Origin of the sequence: Citrobacter sp. Cf136 (genome assembly GCF_030333815.1) — a bacterium.
GTDB lineage: Bacteria > Pseudomonadota > Gammaproteobacteria > Enterobacterales > Enterobacteriaceae > Citrobacter > Citrobacter freundii.
In genome coordinates this window covers 740,393-758,870 of sequence record NZ_JAOWFE010000032.1, presented here as the reverse complement: position 1 = coordinate 758,870, position 18,478 = coordinate 740,393, and the positions used below count along the sequence as shown (strand labels likewise).

Below are 18,478 nucleotides of genomic sequence, written 5' to 3'. Positions count from 1 at the left end.
TTACAGCAGGGACTGTTGATTTGACCCGATAAAGGCTACTCAGTAAGTTTGTATGTTTAGCAGATAATCAAACGGCTGAAGGAACACATGACGACACAGCACGAGTGGTTTTATCAGGCCTGCGCAATGGCGATGTATGCACCTGATGCACATAATGACTACTGCAGCGGCCAAAGCGGTAATCTTAAACACTGGTAAAAGGCGATACAGGGTTTCCTGGATTGCGGGCAAAAATTCGGGCACAAAAGCAGGCAAAACGTTACCTGACGGAATGCCTACCCGGGAATTTCCAGGCTAAATGGTTATCAGCAGATGGCCCTTAACCGGATCAACCTGCATCTCGATTAAACTTTCTTTACAGGGAACTGTATTTCAGTCATCCACTCCGCGGAGTCTTGTTTGTTCCAGATGCCGTCGATGTAGCTTTCCCTTGGTGAATTTGTTAACAGGTAACCATTGTCTTCAACCCATTGCGTAAGATAGATGTACGCATTTCTTAATGAATCATATGGTCCCTTGTGTATTACAGTTACAGCTGTAATGGCAGGGATAACCTGGAAAATAATATCCCCTTCATTTTTACCCAAATCATCAACAGCTTCACAGAACTCGACATCTATGTTTTTCTCTTTGTACTCTTTATCATGATAAAGGGTGAAGCAATATGCCGGGGTCGCCAGAGTTAAATCTGGATTTGCCTTCACAACCTCTTGCCCTATAGGTGGAATTAATTTGATATATGAAGAAAAATCAGGAACAATGAAACGCTTGGAGTAAACAATACATTCCGGAATTTCCCTCAAAACAGCTTGATATTGCATAATTCTTTCCTTTTTTTTATGTTGCAGATAGTGGTTAATTCGGGAGAGCATATCGTCCATGTCTCGAATTTGTTTCTGTAATTCAAGGCGTCGCTGTTCAATTATGTGGCTGGAATGTTCATCCTGAGTCAGCGTAACTATTTCAGTTATTGTAAATCCAAGCTGACGTAAACTCGCAATCTGATGAAATTTCATTAACTGGTCAGAACTATAAAATCGATAACCATTCTCAGGATTAATATAGGCAGGAACAAGCAAACCGATTTCATTATAGTAATGAAGCGTTTTTATCGTCACACGACAGATCTTTGAAAACAGCCCTATTTGATACATACAACCATCTCCCTGAATGAGTATGTGGACCTTACAGTCTTACCTTACAGGAGAGTCAACAACAAACTGACGCATCTTATGTTGAGCCCTCATGACCACCAGTAACCTGTACCATGCCCATTCTCCAGACTCTATGATGCAGAAAGTGAATTACAGGGGGCTATCTGACAGCAATCCCTGCCTGAATGCATAAAGCAAAAGAGTAAACAGTACCTTTTTTGAACAAAAAAGATTGACATCACACCACCGAACTAGTTTACTGATACAAAATGTAAACAGACAGGTATCGAATTATGACATTCTCAATGATGACTTTGCATGGCTGGTGGCGCACTTCCCGTTAACGGGCAGTATCGTCACGTTTGCAATCCGCACACCGATACCCTGCCCGCCATGAGCGGGCTTTTTTTTGCCCAAATTTTGTCATACGCGAAAAGTCCATCGCGTATTAACGCAGCCAGGAAGCGCTGCGTATTCACTGATTTCACTTCACGTGCAGAGTCCAGACCGCAGACACTGCGCAGACATTAAGGAGCAAAAATGAGCACCATACTTAATCCACGCTTCGGCGAATACGGCGGAATGTACGTCCCGCAAATCCTCATGCCCGCTCTTCTTCAACTGGAAGAGGCCTTTGTTAACGCACAGAAAGATCCGGCATTTCAGGCCGAATTTACCGGACTGCTGAAAAACTACGCCGGGCGTCCAACAGCGTTGACTCTGTGCTGCAACCTCACCAGAGGAACCCGCACCACGTTATATCTCAAACGTGAAGATTTACTCCACGGCGGCGCGCACAAAACCAACCAGGTACTGGGCCAGGCGCTGCTGGCAAAGCGCATGGGGAAAACTGAAATCATTGCCGAAACCGGGGCCGGGCAGCACGGCGTCGCCTCGGCGCTCGCCAGCGCACTGCTTGGCCTGAAATGCCGCATTTATATGGGTGCAAAGGATATCGAGCGTCAGTCGCCAAACGTCTTCAGGATGCGCCTGATGGGGGCCGAGGTGATCCCGGTACACAGCGGTTCCGCGACCCTGAAAGATGCCTCCAACGAGGCCCTGCGCGACTGGTCCGGTAGCTATGAAAAGTCGCATTTCATGCTCGGAACAGCCGCGGGTCCACATCCCTTCCCGACCATTGTTCGTGAATTCCAGCGCATGATTGGAGAAGAGACCCGGGTGCAGATTCTGGAAAGAGAAGGCCGTCTGCCGGATGCGGTTATCGCCTGCGTGGGTGGGGGATCGAACGCAATTGGAATGTTTGCCGACTTTATTGATGAACCACGTGTCGGTCTGATCGGCGTGGAGCCTGCTGGTCACGGCATTGAAACCGGCGAGCATGGCGCACCACTAAAGCACGGTCGCACTGGCATCTATTTCGGTATGAAATCTCCGATGATGCAGACCGATGAGGGGCAAATCATTGAGTCCTGTTCCATTTCCGCCGGCCTGGACTTCCCCTCCGTAGGGCCACAGCATGCGTACCTTAACAGCATCGGACGTGCCGACTATGTCTCGGCGACCGATGATGAAGCCCTGGACGCCTTTAAAACCCTCAGCCGCGAAGAAGGTATCATTCCCGCCCTGGAGTCCTCTCATGCACTGGCGCATGCCCTGAGAATGATGCGTGAACATCCCGACAGGGAGCAGCTGCTGGTGGTCAACCTTTCTGGTCGAGGGGATAAGGACATTTTTACCGTACACGATATTCTGCAGGCACGAGGAGAAATCTGATGGAACGCTATAAAAATATGTTTACTGAGCTGAAAGCCCGCAGAGAAGGCGCTTTTGTTCCCTTCGTGATGTTAGGTGATCCCAATCCGTTGCAGTCACTCAGGATTATTGACGTTCTGATTGAATCGGGAGCTGACGCGCTGGAACTCGGGCTCCCTTTCTCCGATCCGCTGGCAGATGGCCCAACCATTCAGAACGCTGCACTGCGGGCTTTCGCTGCGGATGTCACGCCGACTACCTGTTTTGAGATGTTAGCCACTATTCGCCATAAGCATCCCGACATCCCCATTGGTTTACTGGTGTACGCCAATCTGGTTTTTAACCGGGGTATTGATGATTTTTATGCCAGGTGTGAACGTGCAGGCGTCGATTCGGTTCTGGTGGCGGATGTACCGATCGAGGAGTCAACGCCGTTTCGCGAGGCAGCGACAAACCATCACGTCGCGCCAATTTTTATCTGCCCGCCGAACGCCGACGATGAACTCATACATCAGATAGCAACCTATGGATGCGGATATACCTACCTGCTATCCCGCGCCGGGGTAACGGGTACCGAACAGGGAACATCAAAGCCGCTGCAACATTTGGTTGAAACACTGGCGAATCTTCAGGCCCCTCCGGCACTTCAGGGATTTGGTATTTCCACCCCCGCTCAGGTCGCGGATGCTATTCAGGCCGGTGCGATGGGCGCCATTTCAGGTTCTGCCATCGTCAAAATCATTGAGAAACATCGTGAGGATGATGTTGCGATGCTGAATGAACTGAAGGTGTTTGTTATGAGCATGAAGGCGGCAACGAGTCGGTTTTAAGACTAAGAGATTGCCTGTCTGTATCGACAGGCAATCTCATATGAGGACAGATGCCAGGCATTCTTATTTCAGAGCGTGTCTGTGCTGCCTGAACTTATCAAAGTAGTCTGCAAACATCCGGCCACCAGACTGCCTTTAACCTCAAACGATAAATGGCTGTAACACTGGCTCGAAAAAAGGCGCCGTCATTCGTTAAATGATAATCTGCGGATACTATTCCGTTTAATCAAGTTACTTACCCTGTCCGGGGTGTGATTGCATTGATGGCACACCAGAAGGAATTATCTCTCCAGCTCTCATCAATACCTGGCAATTAGCAGAACTGGATAGTTCTGCCTTGTTTATTATTCGAGCACATATTATTCGAATGGCATTATTTAAATAAACGCTAAACAACCATTTATTTAATATGGATATGCTGATTTTATCCGTTAACCTGTTCTGGCTAACAAACGAAAAGCTCTCCAGAGGAAACTGTCAACCCAGAAGGAAAACGGAGAGAAAATACCCCGGCCGTCGCTCTCTATCACGCACTCGGTTTTCAGGTTCGCCGACATCTGTGCAAATACCGGTGAAATCCACAGTCCCGTGTGGAAATGCCCTCAGGGGATATGGCATCCACGACTGTTGATGACTTCCTGCGTGCCGTCTGGTCTGTACCAGATGATAATCTTCCCTGGCTGGCCAGTCCCTTGCCGCTCCTGACTATTCCCTGCGATATCATCAGGGATAACGACCATGCATGGTGTGCTGTCGCTGAGTTCATGGGACAACCTCGGCTCCGCTGTCTGTTTGTGGAACCGGCGTATCGTTACCAGGGACGGGCTAAAACGATGCTGAAGAAAATCAATGCCAGATGGCCTGGCATAGGTACATCAGCCGCGATCCCAGAAACGCTGGCACCATTATTTACTGCGGCGGGTTATCAGGCTGAACTGTTATGCCAGTTTGAGATGGAGCTGACATTTTAAAATATCTTTATGCTACGTCCGGATGACAGGAGAACAATGATGATTTGCAAGTTTGAATGGATCAATGAGCCTGCCATATGGTGCTACGAAAATAATTCCCTGTCGGTAATCACAGATGACCATACTGATTTCTGGCGTCGTACCTGGTACGGGTTTGAGCGTTTTACGGGTCACATCTACGCCACTGACGTAAAAGATGATTTTACTTTTCAGGTCAGGATTCGCGCAGACTTCACCACACTCTATGACCAGGCCGGAATTATGATGCTCTCTGACGAACAACACTGGCTCAAAGCTGGCATCGAATTTAACGATGGAGCATCTGCAATCGGGAGTGTACTCACGCTGGGAAATTCCGACTGGGCTACAGGATTATTTCCTGGAGATCCGAAGGAATTCTGGCTGCGTCTGACCCGTAAGAAAGATGCGTTACGATTGCAGTACTCCTCAGATGGGCAGCACTGGCCATTACTTCGCTTATGTCATTTTCCCACTGGACCTGTAAGAACGGGCGTCATGTGTTGTACACCTCAGCGCCAGGGGTTGGAGGTGGAATTTCTTGATCTCAGACTGACTCCTGCGATGGATAAAGAACTGCACGATCTGAGTTGATTAAAACCATTTAATAATAAAAAACGGAGAACCCGTTTATGAAGACATTTTCGGCAAGCCTTAGCAGGTATGGCAGCGTTCTATTATTTCCGTTGGCGATGATTATTTATGATTTTTCAGCCTACCTGACAATAGATCTTATTCGGCCAGGCATCATTTGCATTATCAACGAGCTACGGGCAGATGTAACTCTGGCGCCAGTATCCGTCAGTATATATGGTCGGAGGTATGGCGCTGCAATGGCTGTTGGGACCCTGTCCGACCGTATTGGTCGTCGCCCCGTGCTGTTAACCGGCGCGCTGGTTTTTGCCCTTGCCTGCGTGAGCATGCTGTTTGTCACCTCGCGCGAACAGTACTTAGTCGCTCGCTTTATACATGGCACAAGCATCTGCTTTATCTCGACCGTAGGTTACGTCTCAATTCAGGAAACGTTTGGCGAAATGGATTCCATCCGGATCATGGCAGCGCTCACCTCGATTGTGCTGCTCGCGCCGGTTATCGGGCCGGTGGCCGGCGCGGCGTTGATGACGTTCATTCACTGGAAATGGCTGTTTGCCATCCTCGGTGCGTTCGGACTGGTAGCATGGTCCTTACTGCTATTCAAAATGCCGGAAACCATTATCTCTCAGGCACGGGGATTTAAGCCGGGTGAAGTATTATGCTATTTCATCGCGGCATTTCGCCATCCGGTGGTGCTGACCGGTTCACTGGCTGTCGCTTTTGGCAACCTGCCAAAAGGCACCGTTTCTGCCACGCTGAATATTATGGCGCTCGGCATAATTGCCCTTAGCATTGAAATAACCCGCTGGGTTTACTTCCATGCCGGCGGCAGGATTGCTTTCCACGGCGCGGCGCTGCTGGCCGGTATAGCCGTCATCATACTGGTTTCCCGACTGCTGAAACTGCGCAGGCAATATCAGGGTCAGCCTGTATCGTCTGCAAGTTATCAGGAGCAATAATGCAAAAGAGAGTCAGGAGGAGATATGTTTTCTTACGTGATGCTGGGAACTAACGATCTCCAGCGTGCCATAAGGTTCTACGATCCGTTGATGGAATTGCTCGGGCATCCAAAGGCGGGCCGGAATGAAGAAGGCGCATCCTGGGGAACGTTCAACAATAACCATACCACCGGATTGTGCGTGGGTACCCCTTTTGACAGGCAGCCTGCTGGAGTTGGGAATGGCACGATGGTGGCGCTGAATACCCGCTCGTTTGAACACATCCAGCAACTGTACGCACTGGCGCTCAATCTTGGCGGTACGGACGAAGGCGCACCAGGGCACAGGCCGCAATACGGGCAAGGATTCCATAGTGCATATGTCCGCGACCCGGACGGGAATAAGCTCGCATTTGTGTATTACGATTTTGGAGGCTAAGGGGGCCGCTTAACCGTGGCGATCACTATCGTGATAGCCCTATGCCGTCAGGCCCTTCGAGTTGACAGGGCCTGACAGCCTCCACATTCGACAAAGGGAGCAAGGAAAGTCCTGTCCCTGCCCCAATCTGCCCGTCATGGCTAAAAACATCGGGGACTAATACGTCGCCGGCTCAACCGGATGACTATCGCCCGGGATATGCGGAGATTTAACAAAAACGCCTTTCCACGGCACCTCACCTCTGTTCACCAGAAAATGCGCGTCACCGGGATCGCAGTGTAGAACATCCCCCGAGCCTAACGTGTGCGCCTCACCGTTCAGGTAAAGCGTCACTTCGCCAGCCAGGGTATAAAAAATTTCACAGGCTTCGATGTGACGATGGTTGGGAAAAGACTGGCCGGGCTGGAGCATGACCACACCCATGTCGCACACCGGACCGCGAATGAGGTATTTCGGGCCACTGTCACCAAAACGGTACTCATGCTGCGCTTCATTTGATTTAATCATCACCCTCTCCCGTTATAAACCAGGCGCTTTCCACAAAGAGGTCGTCAACCCGTGATCGACCAGACCTAGCTGCTCCTGATATACCGCCTGCCATTTCTCGCGCGATTCCTGATAAAGCTCGTGCTTCGCTCTGTCAGGTACATGCTCCCGTTCCCAGCGTACCAACCGTTCGCCGGTCTCAGCCATGGATGACCAGATCCCCGCTCCGACACCAGCTGCAATGGCGCAGCCCAGCGCCGTGGCTTCTTTGACCACCGGCACGTTGACCGTCAGCCCTGATACATCCGCCAGAATCTGGCTCCAGAGTTTGCCCTTCGAGCCTCCCCCGGCGAACACCAGTGAAGTCGGATGGATCCCGGTAAAATCGGCGATTTGCTGCAAATTGCAGGTCGACACAATGGCCGCATTCTCTTCCAGCGCACGAAACAGCGTGGCTTTATTGCATTTTTCCGGATCGATGGACAGGTTGATGAACGAAGGGGCGGCGTGATACCAGCTCTTGAAGCGCATCCGATCGGAGAAAATGGGCATGACGCCCCATGCGCCTGCCGGTACCCGGGAAGCCATCTCTTCCAGAAGCGTGTAGGTGTCTACGCCCAGACGCTCAGCAATCAGCTTTTCTTCAGCACAGAAAGCATCGCGGAACCAGCGCATTGTCAGACCGGTAAAGAAGCTGATGGATTCGGTTTGTACCATTCCCGGAATAACGTGCGGATTCACGCGCACGTTCATTTCAGGATCCACAATCGGCGCAGGTAAATTCACCACCTGCTGCCAGAATGTTCCCCCCAGCACGGCAGTTTGCGCAGGGCGTACAACCCCAAGACCGAGGCATCCCAACTGAACATCTCCGCCCCCCACCACCACCGGGGTACCCGCTCTCAGCCCGCACTGTTCGGCGGCCTGGACGGTCACTTTTCCCAACAGTGTCCCGGTCTCTTTGACCGGGGAGAGAATATCTGACCGTAGTCCGGCCATCTGCAACAATGATGGCTTCCAGTCGCGCGTTTTGAGATCTAACAGGCCCGTTGTTCCAGCATTGGAGGGATCCACCGCCAGCTCACCGCTGAGCATATATGCCATCCAGTCGCTGATCATCGTGACCGTCGAGGCGCGACGATAGATATCCGAACGATGATGCGCCAACCAGAGCAGACGCGGAATCGCGCTCAACGCCAGCGTCTGACCGGTACTACGATAAACCTCGCTTTCGAAGCTATAGTCGTGGATCTCCTTCAGTTCGCTAACTTCCCGTGCCGCTCTGGCATCCACGTTTGCGCAGGCCCAGACGGGCGTTCCCTCTGCGTCATAAACCACAATGCCTTCACGCATCGAACAGGCTGAGACGGCAGCGATCGCTTCCGGCGCAATCCCGGCGATATGCAGTGCCTGACGGATACATTCACAGACCAGTTGCCAGTTTTTTCCCAGATCAAACTCCATCGAGCCGGGAACATCCGGAACCGCAAGGTGCCGCCATTCCGATTGTCCCACCGCGATTTGTTTGCCTTCCAGGTCGAAAATCACGGCGCGGACGCTTCCGGTTCCGGCGTCCAGTGCCATCAGGTAATGCGCTGATTCAGAGAGGGTACAGAGTCGGGCCATCGTTTTTGTCCTCGGCTTATTTTATTTATCAGTTCGTCAATGCTTTCTCCACGGTACAAACGGAAATTCTGTTACTCCCTGCCGCACGCCTGCACGGCAGATACGCATTACTGCCCGCTGACAATGGCGGCGGCAGTTTCCTGGTCTGTGACCAATGCGTTGATATAACCCCCTTTCATTGCCGCAGCGATTGCTTCCGCTTTATTCACGCCCCCGGCGACGCCGATCACCGTCGGGATCGTCTTCAGGGTATTGAGGGTTAATCCAATAAGTTCATCGTGAATCTTCATATCCGGAATTACCTGCCCTTCGCTATCGAAGAAGTAGCCCAGAATGTCGCCCACGGCGCCTTTACGGCCAATCATCAGCTGTTCACCCTGAGTGATATAGCCTGAGCGAATAATGGTGGCCTCCTCTTTCTGGTTGATTGCGCCGATCCCAACAATCGCCGCATCGGCAGCCTGGGCAGCCAGCAGGACATCCTGAACGCTGTTTTCATTTTTTAAGGTCCGGGCAATCTCAGCTGAAGAGGCGCGAAGCGGAGCCGGAATAATACTGACCGGACAGGCCGCGTTGAGTTGCCCAATCCCGGTCATATAAGGTCCTACGCCGCCCGACAGCGTCACCAGGCGAATTTGCTGAGCAGAGATAAACCCGCTGAGCCGTTTTAAGGTATTCATGGTTGCCTCGCCGAAGCCCGCAGCCAGAATCTGCTGCGGCTGGAGTGACTCCATCAGCATATGCGCAGCGCCAATCCCCAGGCGTACGCACGCATCGGCTCCGGGGAACCCTGGAATGACCCGCACATTGTGCAGATCAAAGCGGCGACGTAATTCAGTTTCATATTCCAGACAGCCTTCAAAGCGAGAATTAATCTGGACGCGAATAATCCCGGACTGATGCCCCTTCTCCAGCAGCCGCGACACCTTAAGCCGCGTTAGTCCCAGCCTGTTGCTGATATCGCTTTGCGTCATACCATCGTGGTAATAGAACCACGCAATGCGTGCCACCAGCTCTTCTTCACACATCCCTTGCTCGGAAATCATCGGGTCATTAATAGTCATCATTCAGTCTTCACTTTGAACATATCTAATTTCTGAACACAATTGTTCATTTATCGGTCATTAATAACTGTGATTAAACCCACGTTTTAGTGGCTTCAGCTTGAACAAATTTAAATTACAAGATCATTTTAGCATAAAACGTGATCTATTCGTCGGATTTATGAGCAGTTAGGCCATAAGGTTATGAACAATTAGAATCGCTCAATACATTTGTTCAACCTGATTCTACCCAGGCCGAACGGAGGTAGCACATAAATGAGTCTCGAAAAGATCGCCCCCCTACTCAGCGCACAATCTATTTGCAAGCAGTATTCTGGCGTCAATGTACTGAAAGGTATCGACTTTGTCTTGCGTAAAGGCGAGGTCCATGCGCTGCTGGGAGGGAATGGTGCCGGGAAATCCACGCTGATGAAAATCATCGCTGGCATTACCCCAGCGGATAGCGGAAGCATTGAGATTGAAGGTTCTCGCTGTACAAAACTGACGCCGATTCTGGCGCATCAATTGGGGATCTACCTTGTGCCGCAGGAGCCGCTACTCTTCCCCAGCCTGACGGTAAAAGAGAATATTCTGTTTGGTTTGCCCATACACCAGAGCTCAATGCCCAAAATGAACGCGATGCTGAGCGCTCTCGGCTGTCAGTTTGATATTAACAGTCCCGCGGGTTTACTGGATGTCGCCGACCGACAAATGGTTGAAATCATGCGCGGCCTAATGCGCGATTCGCGAATTTTGATCCTCGATGAACCCACAGCCTCGCTCACTCCTGCGGAAACGGATCGCTTGTTCAGCCGTCTGCGTGAGTTGCTGAGCAGTGGTGTGGGGATCGTCTTTATCTCTCATAAACTGCCAGAAATACGCCAGATTGCGGATTACATTAGCGTGATGCGGGACGGAATCATTGCGCTATCCGGTAAAACCGCAGACCTGAGCACGGACGAGATTATCCAGGCCATCACGCCGGCTTCACGCTCAAATTCGCTCAGTGCGACGCAGAAACTGTGGCTGGAGCTGCCCGGTAACCGTCCGCAGCACGAGACGGGCGCACCGGTATTAAGCCTCGAAAATGTGACCGGAGAAGGATTCATGAACGTCAGTTTCGAGGTTCGTGCCGGGGAAATTTTAGGTCTGGCGGGTCTGGTTGGCGCCGGGCGCACCGAACTTGCCGAAACGCTTTACGGGCTACGACCTCTACGAGGCGGACGCGTCGTACTCGGCGGCAATGATATCTCCACGCTTTCCACACGCGAGCGTCTGCAACAAGGTCTGGTCTATTTGCCGGAAGATCGGCAATCGTCAGGGCTGAATCTGGATGCTTCGCTGGCATGGAATGTTTGCGCATTGACCCATAACCACAGCGGTTTCTGGGCTAATCCGGCAAAAGATAGCGCCACGCTCGAACGCTATCGTCGTGCGCTCAATATCAAACTGAACGATCCCGAACAGCCTGCTCGCACGCTCTCAGGCGGTAATCAACAAAAAATTCTGATCGCCAAATGTCTCGAGGCCTCACCCCAGGTGCTGATTGTGGATGAGCCGACGCGCGGTGTGGACGTTTCTGCCCGTAACGATATCTATCAGTTGCTCCGCAGTATCGCCGCTCAGAACGTTGCCGTCCTGTTCATCTCTTCCGATCTGGAGGAGATCGAGCAAATGGCCGATCGCGTTTACGTCATGCACCAGGGAGAAACGGGCAACGAGGCTCTACAGGGCGACGAGATTAATGTCGACACCATCATGCACGTCGCTTTCGGCGATCGCAGGTCAGGGACAACACCACTCTCCGGGGAGGCGACATGCTGAAATTTATCCAGAATAACCGCGAAGCAACCGCACTGCTGGCCGTGCTGCTGTTGTTTGTTCTACCCGGGATGCTCGACAGCCAGTATCTCAACGTGCAAACGCTAACGATGATTTTCAGCAGCGCCCAAATCCTCATCCTGCTCGCGATTGGCGCGACGCTGGTCATGTTGACTCGTAACATCGACGTGTCGGTTGGCTCAATCACCGGGATGTGCGCCGTGCTTCTGGGGCTGCTGCTGAACGCGGGATATCCCCTATCTGTTGCCTGCGTGGCGACGCTGCTGCTGGGGCTGCTGGCGGGATTTATCAATGGTGTGCTGGTCGCCTGGCTGAAGATCCCGGCAATTGTCGCCACGCTGGGCACGCTGGGCCTGTATCGCGGCGTCATGCTGTTGTGGACAGGCGGAAAATGGATTGAAGGTTTGCCGGCACAACTTAAGCAGCTCTCTGCCCCGGTTTTCCTCGGCATCTCCGCCATCGGCTGGCTGACCCTGCTGCTGATGCTGCTGATGGCCTGGCTGCTGGCAAAAACGGCATTTGGTCGCTGTTTTTATGCCACCGGGGATAATTTGCAGGGTGCGCGGCAACTGGGTGTGCGTACCGAAGCCATCCGTATTCTGGCCTTCTCGCTCAACGGCTGCATGGCGGCGCTGGCCGGGATCGTCTTTGCCTCGCAGATTGGTTTTATCCCGAATCAGACAGGAACCGGGCTGGAAATGAAAGCCATTGCCGCCTGCGTACTGGGTGGAATCAGCCTGCTGGGCGGTTCCGGGACCATCATTGGTGCCGTGCTCGGCGCCTATTTCCTGACGCAAATCGACAGCGTACTGGTCCTGCTGCGCATCCCAGCTTGGTGGAATGACTTTATTGCGGGCCTGGTTCTGCTGGCTGTGCTGGTTTTTGACGGCCGACTGCGTTGTGCGCTGGAGCGGAATATCCGCAGGCAAAAATATGCCCGTTTCACTCCGCCGTCCCCGCCGCGTCCGTCAGCACAAAGCACAGCGGATCCTGTGAATACCGCCAAAAAACGTGAGGTTGCATGATGACTCGTTTACATCGATACGGCTGGGAACTGGCGCTCGCCGCGCTACTGGTCATTGAGATTCTGGGGTTTGGCACCCTGAATCCGCGCCTGCTGGATCTGAACGTACTGCTGTTCAGCACCAGCGACTTTATTTGCATTGGTATTGTCGCTCTGCCCTTAACCATGGTCATCGTCAGCGGCGGAATTGATATCTCCTTTGGATCGACAATGGGGCTTTGCGCCATTGCGCTGGGCGTCATGTTCCAGGGCGGCGTACCGCTACCGCTGGCGATTATCCTGACGCTCGCGCTGGGAGCGGTATGCGGGCTGATCAACGCCGGGCTCATCATCTACACGGGCGTAAACCCTTTAGTCATTACCCTGGGGACGTTGTATCTGTTTGGCGGCAGCGCATTGTTGCTTTCAGGGATGGCCGGGGCGACCGGTTATGAGGGTATCGGCGGTTTCCCGCAAGGCTTCGTCGATTTTGCCAACCTTGATGTGCTGGGCTTACCCGTACCCCTGCTCTTCTTTCTCGTCAGCGTGCTTTTTTTCTGGTTGCTCATGCATCGAACCCACGCCGGACGAAATGTCTTCCTGATTGGGCAAAGCCCGCGCGTGGCGCTGTATAGCGCTATCCCGGTAAACCGGACGTTGTACGCACTGTATGCGATGACCGGCTTTGCCTCAGCGATCGCAGCCGTGCTGCTGGTTTCTTACTTCGGCTCGGCGCGTTCCGATCTGGGTGCCTCTTTCCTGATGCCCGCTATCACGGCGGTTGTTCTGGGCGGCGCCAATATCTACGGCGGGTCCGGGTCCATCCTCGGTACCGCTATCGCCGCGCTGTTAGTGGGCTATCTGCAGCAAGGGTTGCAGATGGCTGGCGTGCCTAACCAGGTATCCAGCGCCCTCTCCGGCGCATTACTTATTGTCGTTGTCGTAGGTCGTTCCATCAGCCTGCATCGTCAGCAAATCAAAGACTGGATGGCACGCCGTCGCGCGGTTCGGCAGGCCTGAAACCCATAGCCTTAAAGGAAAAGTACATGACTATTCAAAGCATTAATAAAATTGCTGTAATCAGTACCCTTAGCCTGGCGGCATTCACCCTCAACGCTTATGCCGCTGAGCGAATCGCATTTATCCCGAAACTGGTTGGCGTGGGATTTTTTACCAGTGGCGGTAACGGCGCCCTGGAAGCCGGCAAAGAACTGGGGGTCGATGTCACATATGACGGCCCAACGGAGCCCAGCGTATCTGGCCAGGTTCAGCTCATCAATAACTTCGTTAACCAGGGATTTAACGCCATTGTAGTTTCCGCCGTTTCACCGGATGGCTTATGCCCGGCGTTAAAACGCGCGATGCAACGCGGCGTGAAGGTATTGACCTGGGATTCGGACACCAAACCGGAATGCCGCTCGTACTACATCAATCAGGGCACTCCAGCCCAGTTAGGCGGCATGTTGGTCGATATGGCCGCAAATCAGGTCAAAAAAGAGAAAGCCAAAGTCGCCTTCTTCTACTCAAGTCCAACGGTGACCGATCAGAACCAGTGGGTGAAAGAAGCCAAAGACAAAATCGCCAAAGATCATCCGCAATGGGAAGTCGTCACCACGCAGTTTGGCTATAACGATGCCACGAAATCGCTGCAAACCGCAGAAGGCATCATTAAAGCGTATAGCGATCTTGACGTCATCATCGCGCCGGATGCCAACGCGCTCCCCGCCGCCGCTCAAGCCGCAGAAAACCTGAAAAACACCAACGTGGCGATTGTCGGATTCAGTACGCCAAACGTGATGCGTCCTTATGTTGAACGCGGCACGGTGAAAGAGTTTGGTCTCTGGGACGTGGTTCAGCAGGGCAAGATCTCCGTGTACGTGGCTGACGCGTTGCTGAAAAAAGGAGATATGAACACCGGCGACAAGCTGGACATTCCGGGCGTCGGCCAGGTTGAGGTCTCACCGAACAGCGTACAGGGCTACAGCTACGAGGCGAAGGGCAATGGCATTGTGCTGCTGCCGGAACGCGTGGTGTTCACCAAAGAGAATATCGATAAATACGATTTCTGATTTTCCTTCCGTAAACGTGGAGTAAAAAATGGCTGATTTAGATGACATCAAAGATGGTAAGGATTTCCATACCGATACGCCGCAACGCAATACCCCATACACGCTTAAGGGGTGCGGCGCACTTGACTGGGGGATGCAGTCCCGACTGTCGCGCATTTTTAATCCTGAGACAGGAAGAACGGTCATGCTCGCGTTTGACCACGGCTATTTTCAGGGGCCGACGACGGGGCTGGAGCGTATCGATATCAATATCGCCCCCCTGTTCCCGCTCGCCGATGTGCTGATGTGTACACGCGGTATCCTGCGTAGTGTCGTCCCCCCCGCCACTAACAAACCGGTGGTCCTGCGCGCCTCTGGCGCAAATTCGATTCTCACCGAGTTAAGCAACGAGGCGGTCGCGCTCTCGATGGATGATGCCGTTCGTCTCAACAGCTGCGCCGTCACGGCACAGGTGTATATCGGCAGCGAATACGAGCATCAGTCGATCAAAAATATCATCCAGTTGATCGATGCCGGCATCAAAGTCGGCATGCCGACAATGGCGGTGACCGGCGTGGGGAAAGATATGGTGCGCGATCAGCGCTACTTCTCACTTGCCACCCGTATCGCCGCAGAGATGGGGGCGCAGATCATCAAAACCTACTACGTCGATAAAGGCTTTGAGCGCATTGCCGCCGGGTGTCCGGTCCCAATTGTGATTGCAGGAGGGAAAAAACTACCTGAACGTGAAGCGCTTGAGATGTGCTGGCAGGCGATCGATCAGGGGGCATCCGGTGTCGATATGGGGCGCAACATCTTCCAGTCCGCTCACCCTGTCGCCATGATGAAGGCCGTTCACGCCGTGGTACATCGCAATGAAACGGCTGACCGCGCGTACGAACTCTATCTGAGCGAGAAAAACTAACAAAGTCATGGGCCTGCCTGGCGGGCCCATGCGTTTTTTAAGGAGAACGGTATGCATGTCACTCTGGTGGAAATTAACGTCCACGAAGATAAAATCGCCGAATTTATCGACGTATTTCGCCTGAATCACCTGGGCTCGGTACAGGAAGAAGGAAACCTACGTTTTGATGTCTTGCAGGATCCGGAGGTTGAGAGCCGCTTCTATATTTATGAAGCCTATAAAGATGAAGCAGCCGTTGCGTTCCATAAAACCACGCCCCACTACCTTACCTGCGTAGAAAAACTGGAATCGCTGATGAGCTGTCCGCGAAAAAAACGCGTCTTCAATGGATTGATGCCATAAGGAACTCAAAAAATGAACCGTCCCTTTGCCGGTTTGAATCGCACTGAGTGCGTATCGTTGATGAAACGCTACCCGTTAAGCATCGGCATTCTTGCCGGTCAGTGGCTCAAACTCGGGGAGTACCAGCAAAATCTTCGAACGCTTGAACAACCCGTTCTTCACCTGGATCTGATGGACGGGCATTTTTGTCCTCAGTTCACCGTCGGCCCCTGGGCTATCGCGCAATTGCCGCAGCAGATGATTAAGGATGTCCATCTTATGGTGGATAATCCCTGGCCTGTCGTGCAGGCTAGCGTAAAGGCAGGAGCACACTGCATCACATTGCAGGTGGAAAATACGCCTCATCTGCACCATATGCTCCATTGGTTGGGTGAACAAGAAGCAGAAGTCTCCGGCGGTACGATGCCGATTTTACGCGGGATTAGTCTGTGTCCGGCAACGCCGCTGGAACACATTCTGCCGGTCATTGAAGACGTTGAAATCGTTCAAATTCTGGCGGTAAACCCTGGCCACGGTAGTAAGCTCAGCAGGTCTGCATTACTGAGACGCATCGCCCAGGTGGTCGCATTACTCAATGCAGCGGGTAAGCGAGACTCCACTTTGCTGGCGGTTGATGGTTCGCTAAACCTGGAGGAGCTTCCGGAGATAATCACCAGCGGCGTTGATCGTGTGGTCTCCGGCAGCGCACTCTTCAGGAACGATGCGTTGGCGGACAATATCTCCCGCTGGCTCACTACGATCCATTCAGCTAAATAATGTTCAACGATAACCATACCCGCAGATTGTGCGCTGACAGGCCCTTTTAAGATCATCACGTCAATAACACGATAATGGCAGCGCACAATCCTTAGCACGAGAAAATAGCGCAATGAAAGGCATAAACCTTTCCCGCGTTTTATTCATCCTCATTATTTCAACATACTGACTGCTCTCCTCCGCCCGTAACTTTCACAAGCGTTGAGCGCTTTTATCCCACCGGGCTCACATTATTTTTTATTTATTCAGCTTTGCGTTATTTCACGTGAGCTCTTTCACAATTACCCGACCATTCTGCGCCTATAAAACGCTCAACGAGTGATTGTTTTACGTTCTACGGAGATAGCTATGTCATTTTCTGTGCAGGAAACGCTGTTCTCGCTTTTGCAGTACAACGCGATTTCAGGACACGAAAACACCGTTGCTGAAATCATGCTGCGTGAATTCAAGCGTCACGCGAAAGAAGTCTGGAGAGATCGATTAGGAAATGTCGCCGCCCGCTACGGCAGTGATAAGCCCGATGCGCTGCGGCTGATGTTTTTTGCGCATATGGATGAGGTCGGTTTTATGGTGCGCAAAATAGAGCCGTCTGGATTTTTGCGCTTTGAGCGCGTAGGCGGCCCTGCGCAGGTGACTATGTCTGGGTCCGTCGTCACCCTCGCCGGGGACAACGGGCCGGTCATGGGATGCATCGGCATTAAGTCATACCACTTTGCCAAAGGCGACGAACGCACGCAGTCACCTTCCGTCGACAAACTGTGGATTGATATCGGTGCCAAAGACAAAGAAGACGCCATACGGATGGGCATTCAGGTTGGGACGCCTATTACTCTGTATAACCCGCCCCAACTCCTGGCAAACGATCTGGTGTGCAGTAAAGCGCTTGACGATCGTCTGGGCTGTACTGCCCTGCTCGGCGTAGCCGATGCTATCCGTAGCGCAGAGCTTGAAATCGCCGTGTATCTGGTGGCGTCGGTACAGGAAGAATTTAATATCCGCGGCATTGTTCCCGTATTACGCCGTGTAAAACCCGATCTGGCGATTGGTATTGATATCACGCCATCGTGTGACACCCCTGACTTACACGATTATTCAGAGGTCAGGGTTAATCAGGGCGTGGGCATCACTTGTCTGAATTACCATGGTCGGGGAACGCTGGCGGGATTAATCACGCCCCCTCGCCTGATAAGGATGCTGGAACAGACGGCGCTTGAACACCATATTCCGGTGCAGCGTGAAGTGGCTCCCGGCGTGATAACAGAAACCGGTTATATCCAGGTTGAGCAGGATGGTATTCCCTGCGCCAGTCTTTCCATTCCTTGTCGCTATACCCATTCTCCAGCGGAGGTTGCCAGCCTGCGTGATTTGACTGACTGCATCCGCTTATTGACCGCTCTGGCAGGTATGCCAGCAGCGCATTTCCCCGTTGAGCCTGATTCAGGCGCTACACAAGAGGCACATCCATTATGAAAAAGATCCTTGTGGCATGCGGTACCGGCATGTCGACCTCGACCATGATTGCACACAAACTGCAAGAATTTCTGACTGAACAAGGCATTGCGGCCACCACCGCCCAGTGCTGTCTGAATGAGATCCCGCTGAACTGTAACGGCATGGACCTTATTGTGACCTCCATGCGAACCAACAGTGATTATGGCGTCCCTACGCTTAACGGCGCCGCCCTGCTCACAGGGATCAATGACGACGCGTTAAAACAACAAATCAAGGCTCTGTTAACCCAATAAAGGAGG

Annotated in this window: 19 protein-coding genes and 1 other annotated feature; of the genes, 15 read left to right on the top strand and 4 right to left on the bottom strand. The window is 52.5% G+C overall.

The genetic code is table 11. The features are described 5' to 3' along the window. Positions 1 to 344: 344 nt before the first annotated feature. Positions 345 to 1,154 carry a MerR family transcriptional regulator gene (locus OGV98_RS08035; RefSeq protein WP_202581268.1) on the bottom strand — a complete coding sequence of 270 codons (810 nt, stop codon included), beginning with the start codon at positions 1,152 to 1,154 and terminating at the stop codon, positions 345 to 347. A 317-nt stretch (positions 1,155 to 1,471) separates the two neighbouring features. Beyond that, positions 1,472 to 1,565 (top strand) — a sequence feature (Trp leader region). A 129-nt stretch (positions 1,566 to 1,694) separates the two neighbouring features. Between OGV98_RS08035 and trpB the strand changes: the two genes are divergently transcribed. The 6 genes from trpB to OGV98_RS08005 all read left to right on the top strand — a co-directional run bounded on the left by trpB (position 1,695) and on the right by OGV98_RS08005 (position 6,656). Next, on the top strand, positions 1,695 to 2,888 hold the full coding sequence (trpB, locus tag OGV98_RS08030) for a tryptophan synthase subunit beta (protein ID WP_202581267.1): 1,194 nt from the start codon (positions 1,695 to 1,697) through the stop codon (positions 2,886 to 2,888). Continuing rightward, entirely contained in the window at positions 2,888 to 3,697 is an 810-nt protein-coding gene (gene trpA / locus OGV98_RS08025; RefSeq protein WP_202581266.1) for a tryptophan synthase subunit alpha, read from the top strand. Before trpB ends, trpA begins: the two co-directional genes overlap by 1 nt. A 611-nt stretch (positions 3,698 to 4,308) precedes the next feature. Then, on the top strand, positions 4,309 to 4,668 hold the full coding sequence (locus OGV98_RS08020; protein WP_237665919.1) for a GNAT family protein: 360 nt from the start codon (positions 4,309 to 4,311) through the stop codon (positions 4,666 to 4,668). Positions 4,669 to 4,707: 39 nt separating this feature from the next. Next, positions 4,708 to 5,280, top strand: coding sequence for a DUF1349 domain-containing protein (locus tag OGV98_RS08015; protein WP_057101897.1), 573 nt, complete (start codon positions 4,708 to 4,710; stop codon positions 5,278 to 5,280). A 38-nt stretch (positions 5,281 to 5,318) separates the two neighbouring features. Then, positions 5,319 to 6,239: an MFS transporter gene (locus tag OGV98_RS08010; RefSeq protein ID WP_313890211.1), complete on the top strand. Its 921-nt coding sequence runs from the start codon at positions 5,319 to 5,321 to the stop codon at positions 6,237 to 6,239. A gap of 24 nt (positions 6,240 to 6,263) precedes the next feature. Continuing rightward, a complete protein-coding gene (locus OGV98_RS08005) occupies positions 6,264 to 6,656 on the top strand; it encodes a VOC family protein (protein ID WP_044710974.1) in 393 nt (130 codons plus the stop codon). Between the two features lie 156 nt (positions 6,657 to 6,812). Here OGV98_RS08005 and OGV98_RS08000 read toward each other — a convergent pair whose 3' ends face one another. The 3 genes from OGV98_RS08000 to lsrR form a co-directional block, all read right to left on the bottom strand. Continuing rightward, entirely contained in the window at positions 6,813 to 7,163 is a 351-nt protein-coding gene (locus OGV98_RS08000) for a cupin domain-containing protein (protein WP_044710975.1), read from the bottom strand. Between the two features lie 12 nt (positions 7,164 to 7,175). Then, on the bottom strand, positions 7,176 to 8,768 hold the full coding sequence (gene lsrK, locus OGV98_RS07995; protein WP_044710976.1) for an autoinducer-2 kinase: 1,593 nt from the start codon (positions 8,766 to 8,768) through the stop codon (positions 7,176 to 7,178). A 107-nt stretch (positions 8,769 to 8,875) separates the two neighbouring features. Next, positions 8,876 to 9,832, bottom strand: coding sequence for a transcriptional regulator LsrR (lsrR, locus tag OGV98_RS07990; protein WP_044711502.1), 957 nt, complete (start codon positions 9,830 to 9,832; stop codon positions 8,876 to 8,878). A gap of 255 nt (positions 9,833 to 10,087) precedes the next feature. On the opposite strand from lsrR, the gene lsrA reads away from it, so the two are divergent. From lsrA to sgcB, 9 genes are all read left to right on the top strand, one after another. Next, positions 10,088 to 11,635 carry an autoinducer 2 ABC transporter ATP-binding protein LsrA gene (gene lsrA / locus OGV98_RS07985; RefSeq protein WP_202581265.1) on the top strand — a complete coding sequence of 516 codons (1,548 nt, stop codon included), beginning with the start codon at positions 10,088 to 10,090 and terminating at the stop codon, positions 11,633 to 11,635. Next, complete coding sequence (gene lsrC, locus OGV98_RS07980) at positions 11,629 to 12,678, top strand: autoinducer 2 ABC transporter permease LsrC (RefSeq protein WP_202581264.1); 1,050 nt, start codon at positions 11,629 to 11,631, stop codon at positions 12,676 to 12,678. The genes lsrA and lsrC overlap by 7 nt, the downstream gene beginning before the upstream one ends. Then, positions 12,678 to 13,676: an autoinducer 2 ABC transporter permease LsrD gene (lsrD, locus tag OGV98_RS07975; protein ID WP_044710981.1), complete on the top strand. Its 999-nt coding sequence runs from the start codon at positions 12,678 to 12,680 to the stop codon at positions 13,674 to 13,676. Before lsrC ends, lsrD begins: the two co-directional genes overlap by 1 nt. 26 nt (positions 13,677 to 13,702) lie before the next feature. Continuing rightward, entirely contained in the window at positions 13,703 to 14,725 is a 1,023-nt protein-coding gene (lsrB, locus tag OGV98_RS07970) for an autoinducer 2 ABC transporter substrate-binding protein LsrB (RefSeq protein ID WP_057101898.1), read from the top strand. Between the two features lie 28 nt (positions 14,726 to 14,753). Next, a complete protein-coding gene (lsrF, locus tag OGV98_RS07965) occupies positions 14,754 to 15,629 on the top strand; it encodes a 3-hydroxy-5-phosphonooxypentane-2,4-dione thiolase (protein ID WP_286551206.1) in 876 nt (291 codons plus the stop codon). Positions 15,630 to 15,680: 51 nt separating this feature from the next. Continuing rightward, positions 15,681 to 15,971, top strand: coding sequence for a (4S)-4-hydroxy-5-phosphonooxypentane-2,3-dione isomerase (gene lsrG, locus OGV98_RS07960; protein WP_044710987.1), 291 nt, complete (start codon positions 15,681 to 15,683; stop codon positions 15,969 to 15,971). A 12-nt stretch (positions 15,972 to 15,983) separates the two neighbouring features. Beyond that, positions 15,984 to 16,727, top strand: coding sequence for a beta/alpha barrel domain-containing protein (locus OGV98_RS07955; protein WP_057101899.1), 744 nt, complete (start codon positions 15,984 to 15,986; stop codon positions 16,725 to 16,727). A gap of 348 nt (positions 16,728 to 17,075) precedes the next feature. Further along, a complete protein-coding gene (locus OGV98_RS07950) occupies positions 17,076 to 18,197 on the top strand; it encodes a M42 family metallopeptidase (protein WP_044710991.1) in 1,122 nt (373 codons plus the stop codon). Further along, positions 18,194 to 18,472 carry a PTS sugar transporter subunit IIB SgcB gene (gene sgcB / locus OGV98_RS07945; protein WP_044710992.1) on the top strand — a complete coding sequence of 93 codons (279 nt, stop codon included), beginning with the start codon at positions 18,194 to 18,196 and terminating at the stop codon, positions 18,470 to 18,472. Before OGV98_RS07950 ends, sgcB begins: the two co-directional genes overlap by 4 nt. Positions 18,473 to 18,478 lie beyond the last annotated feature (6 nt).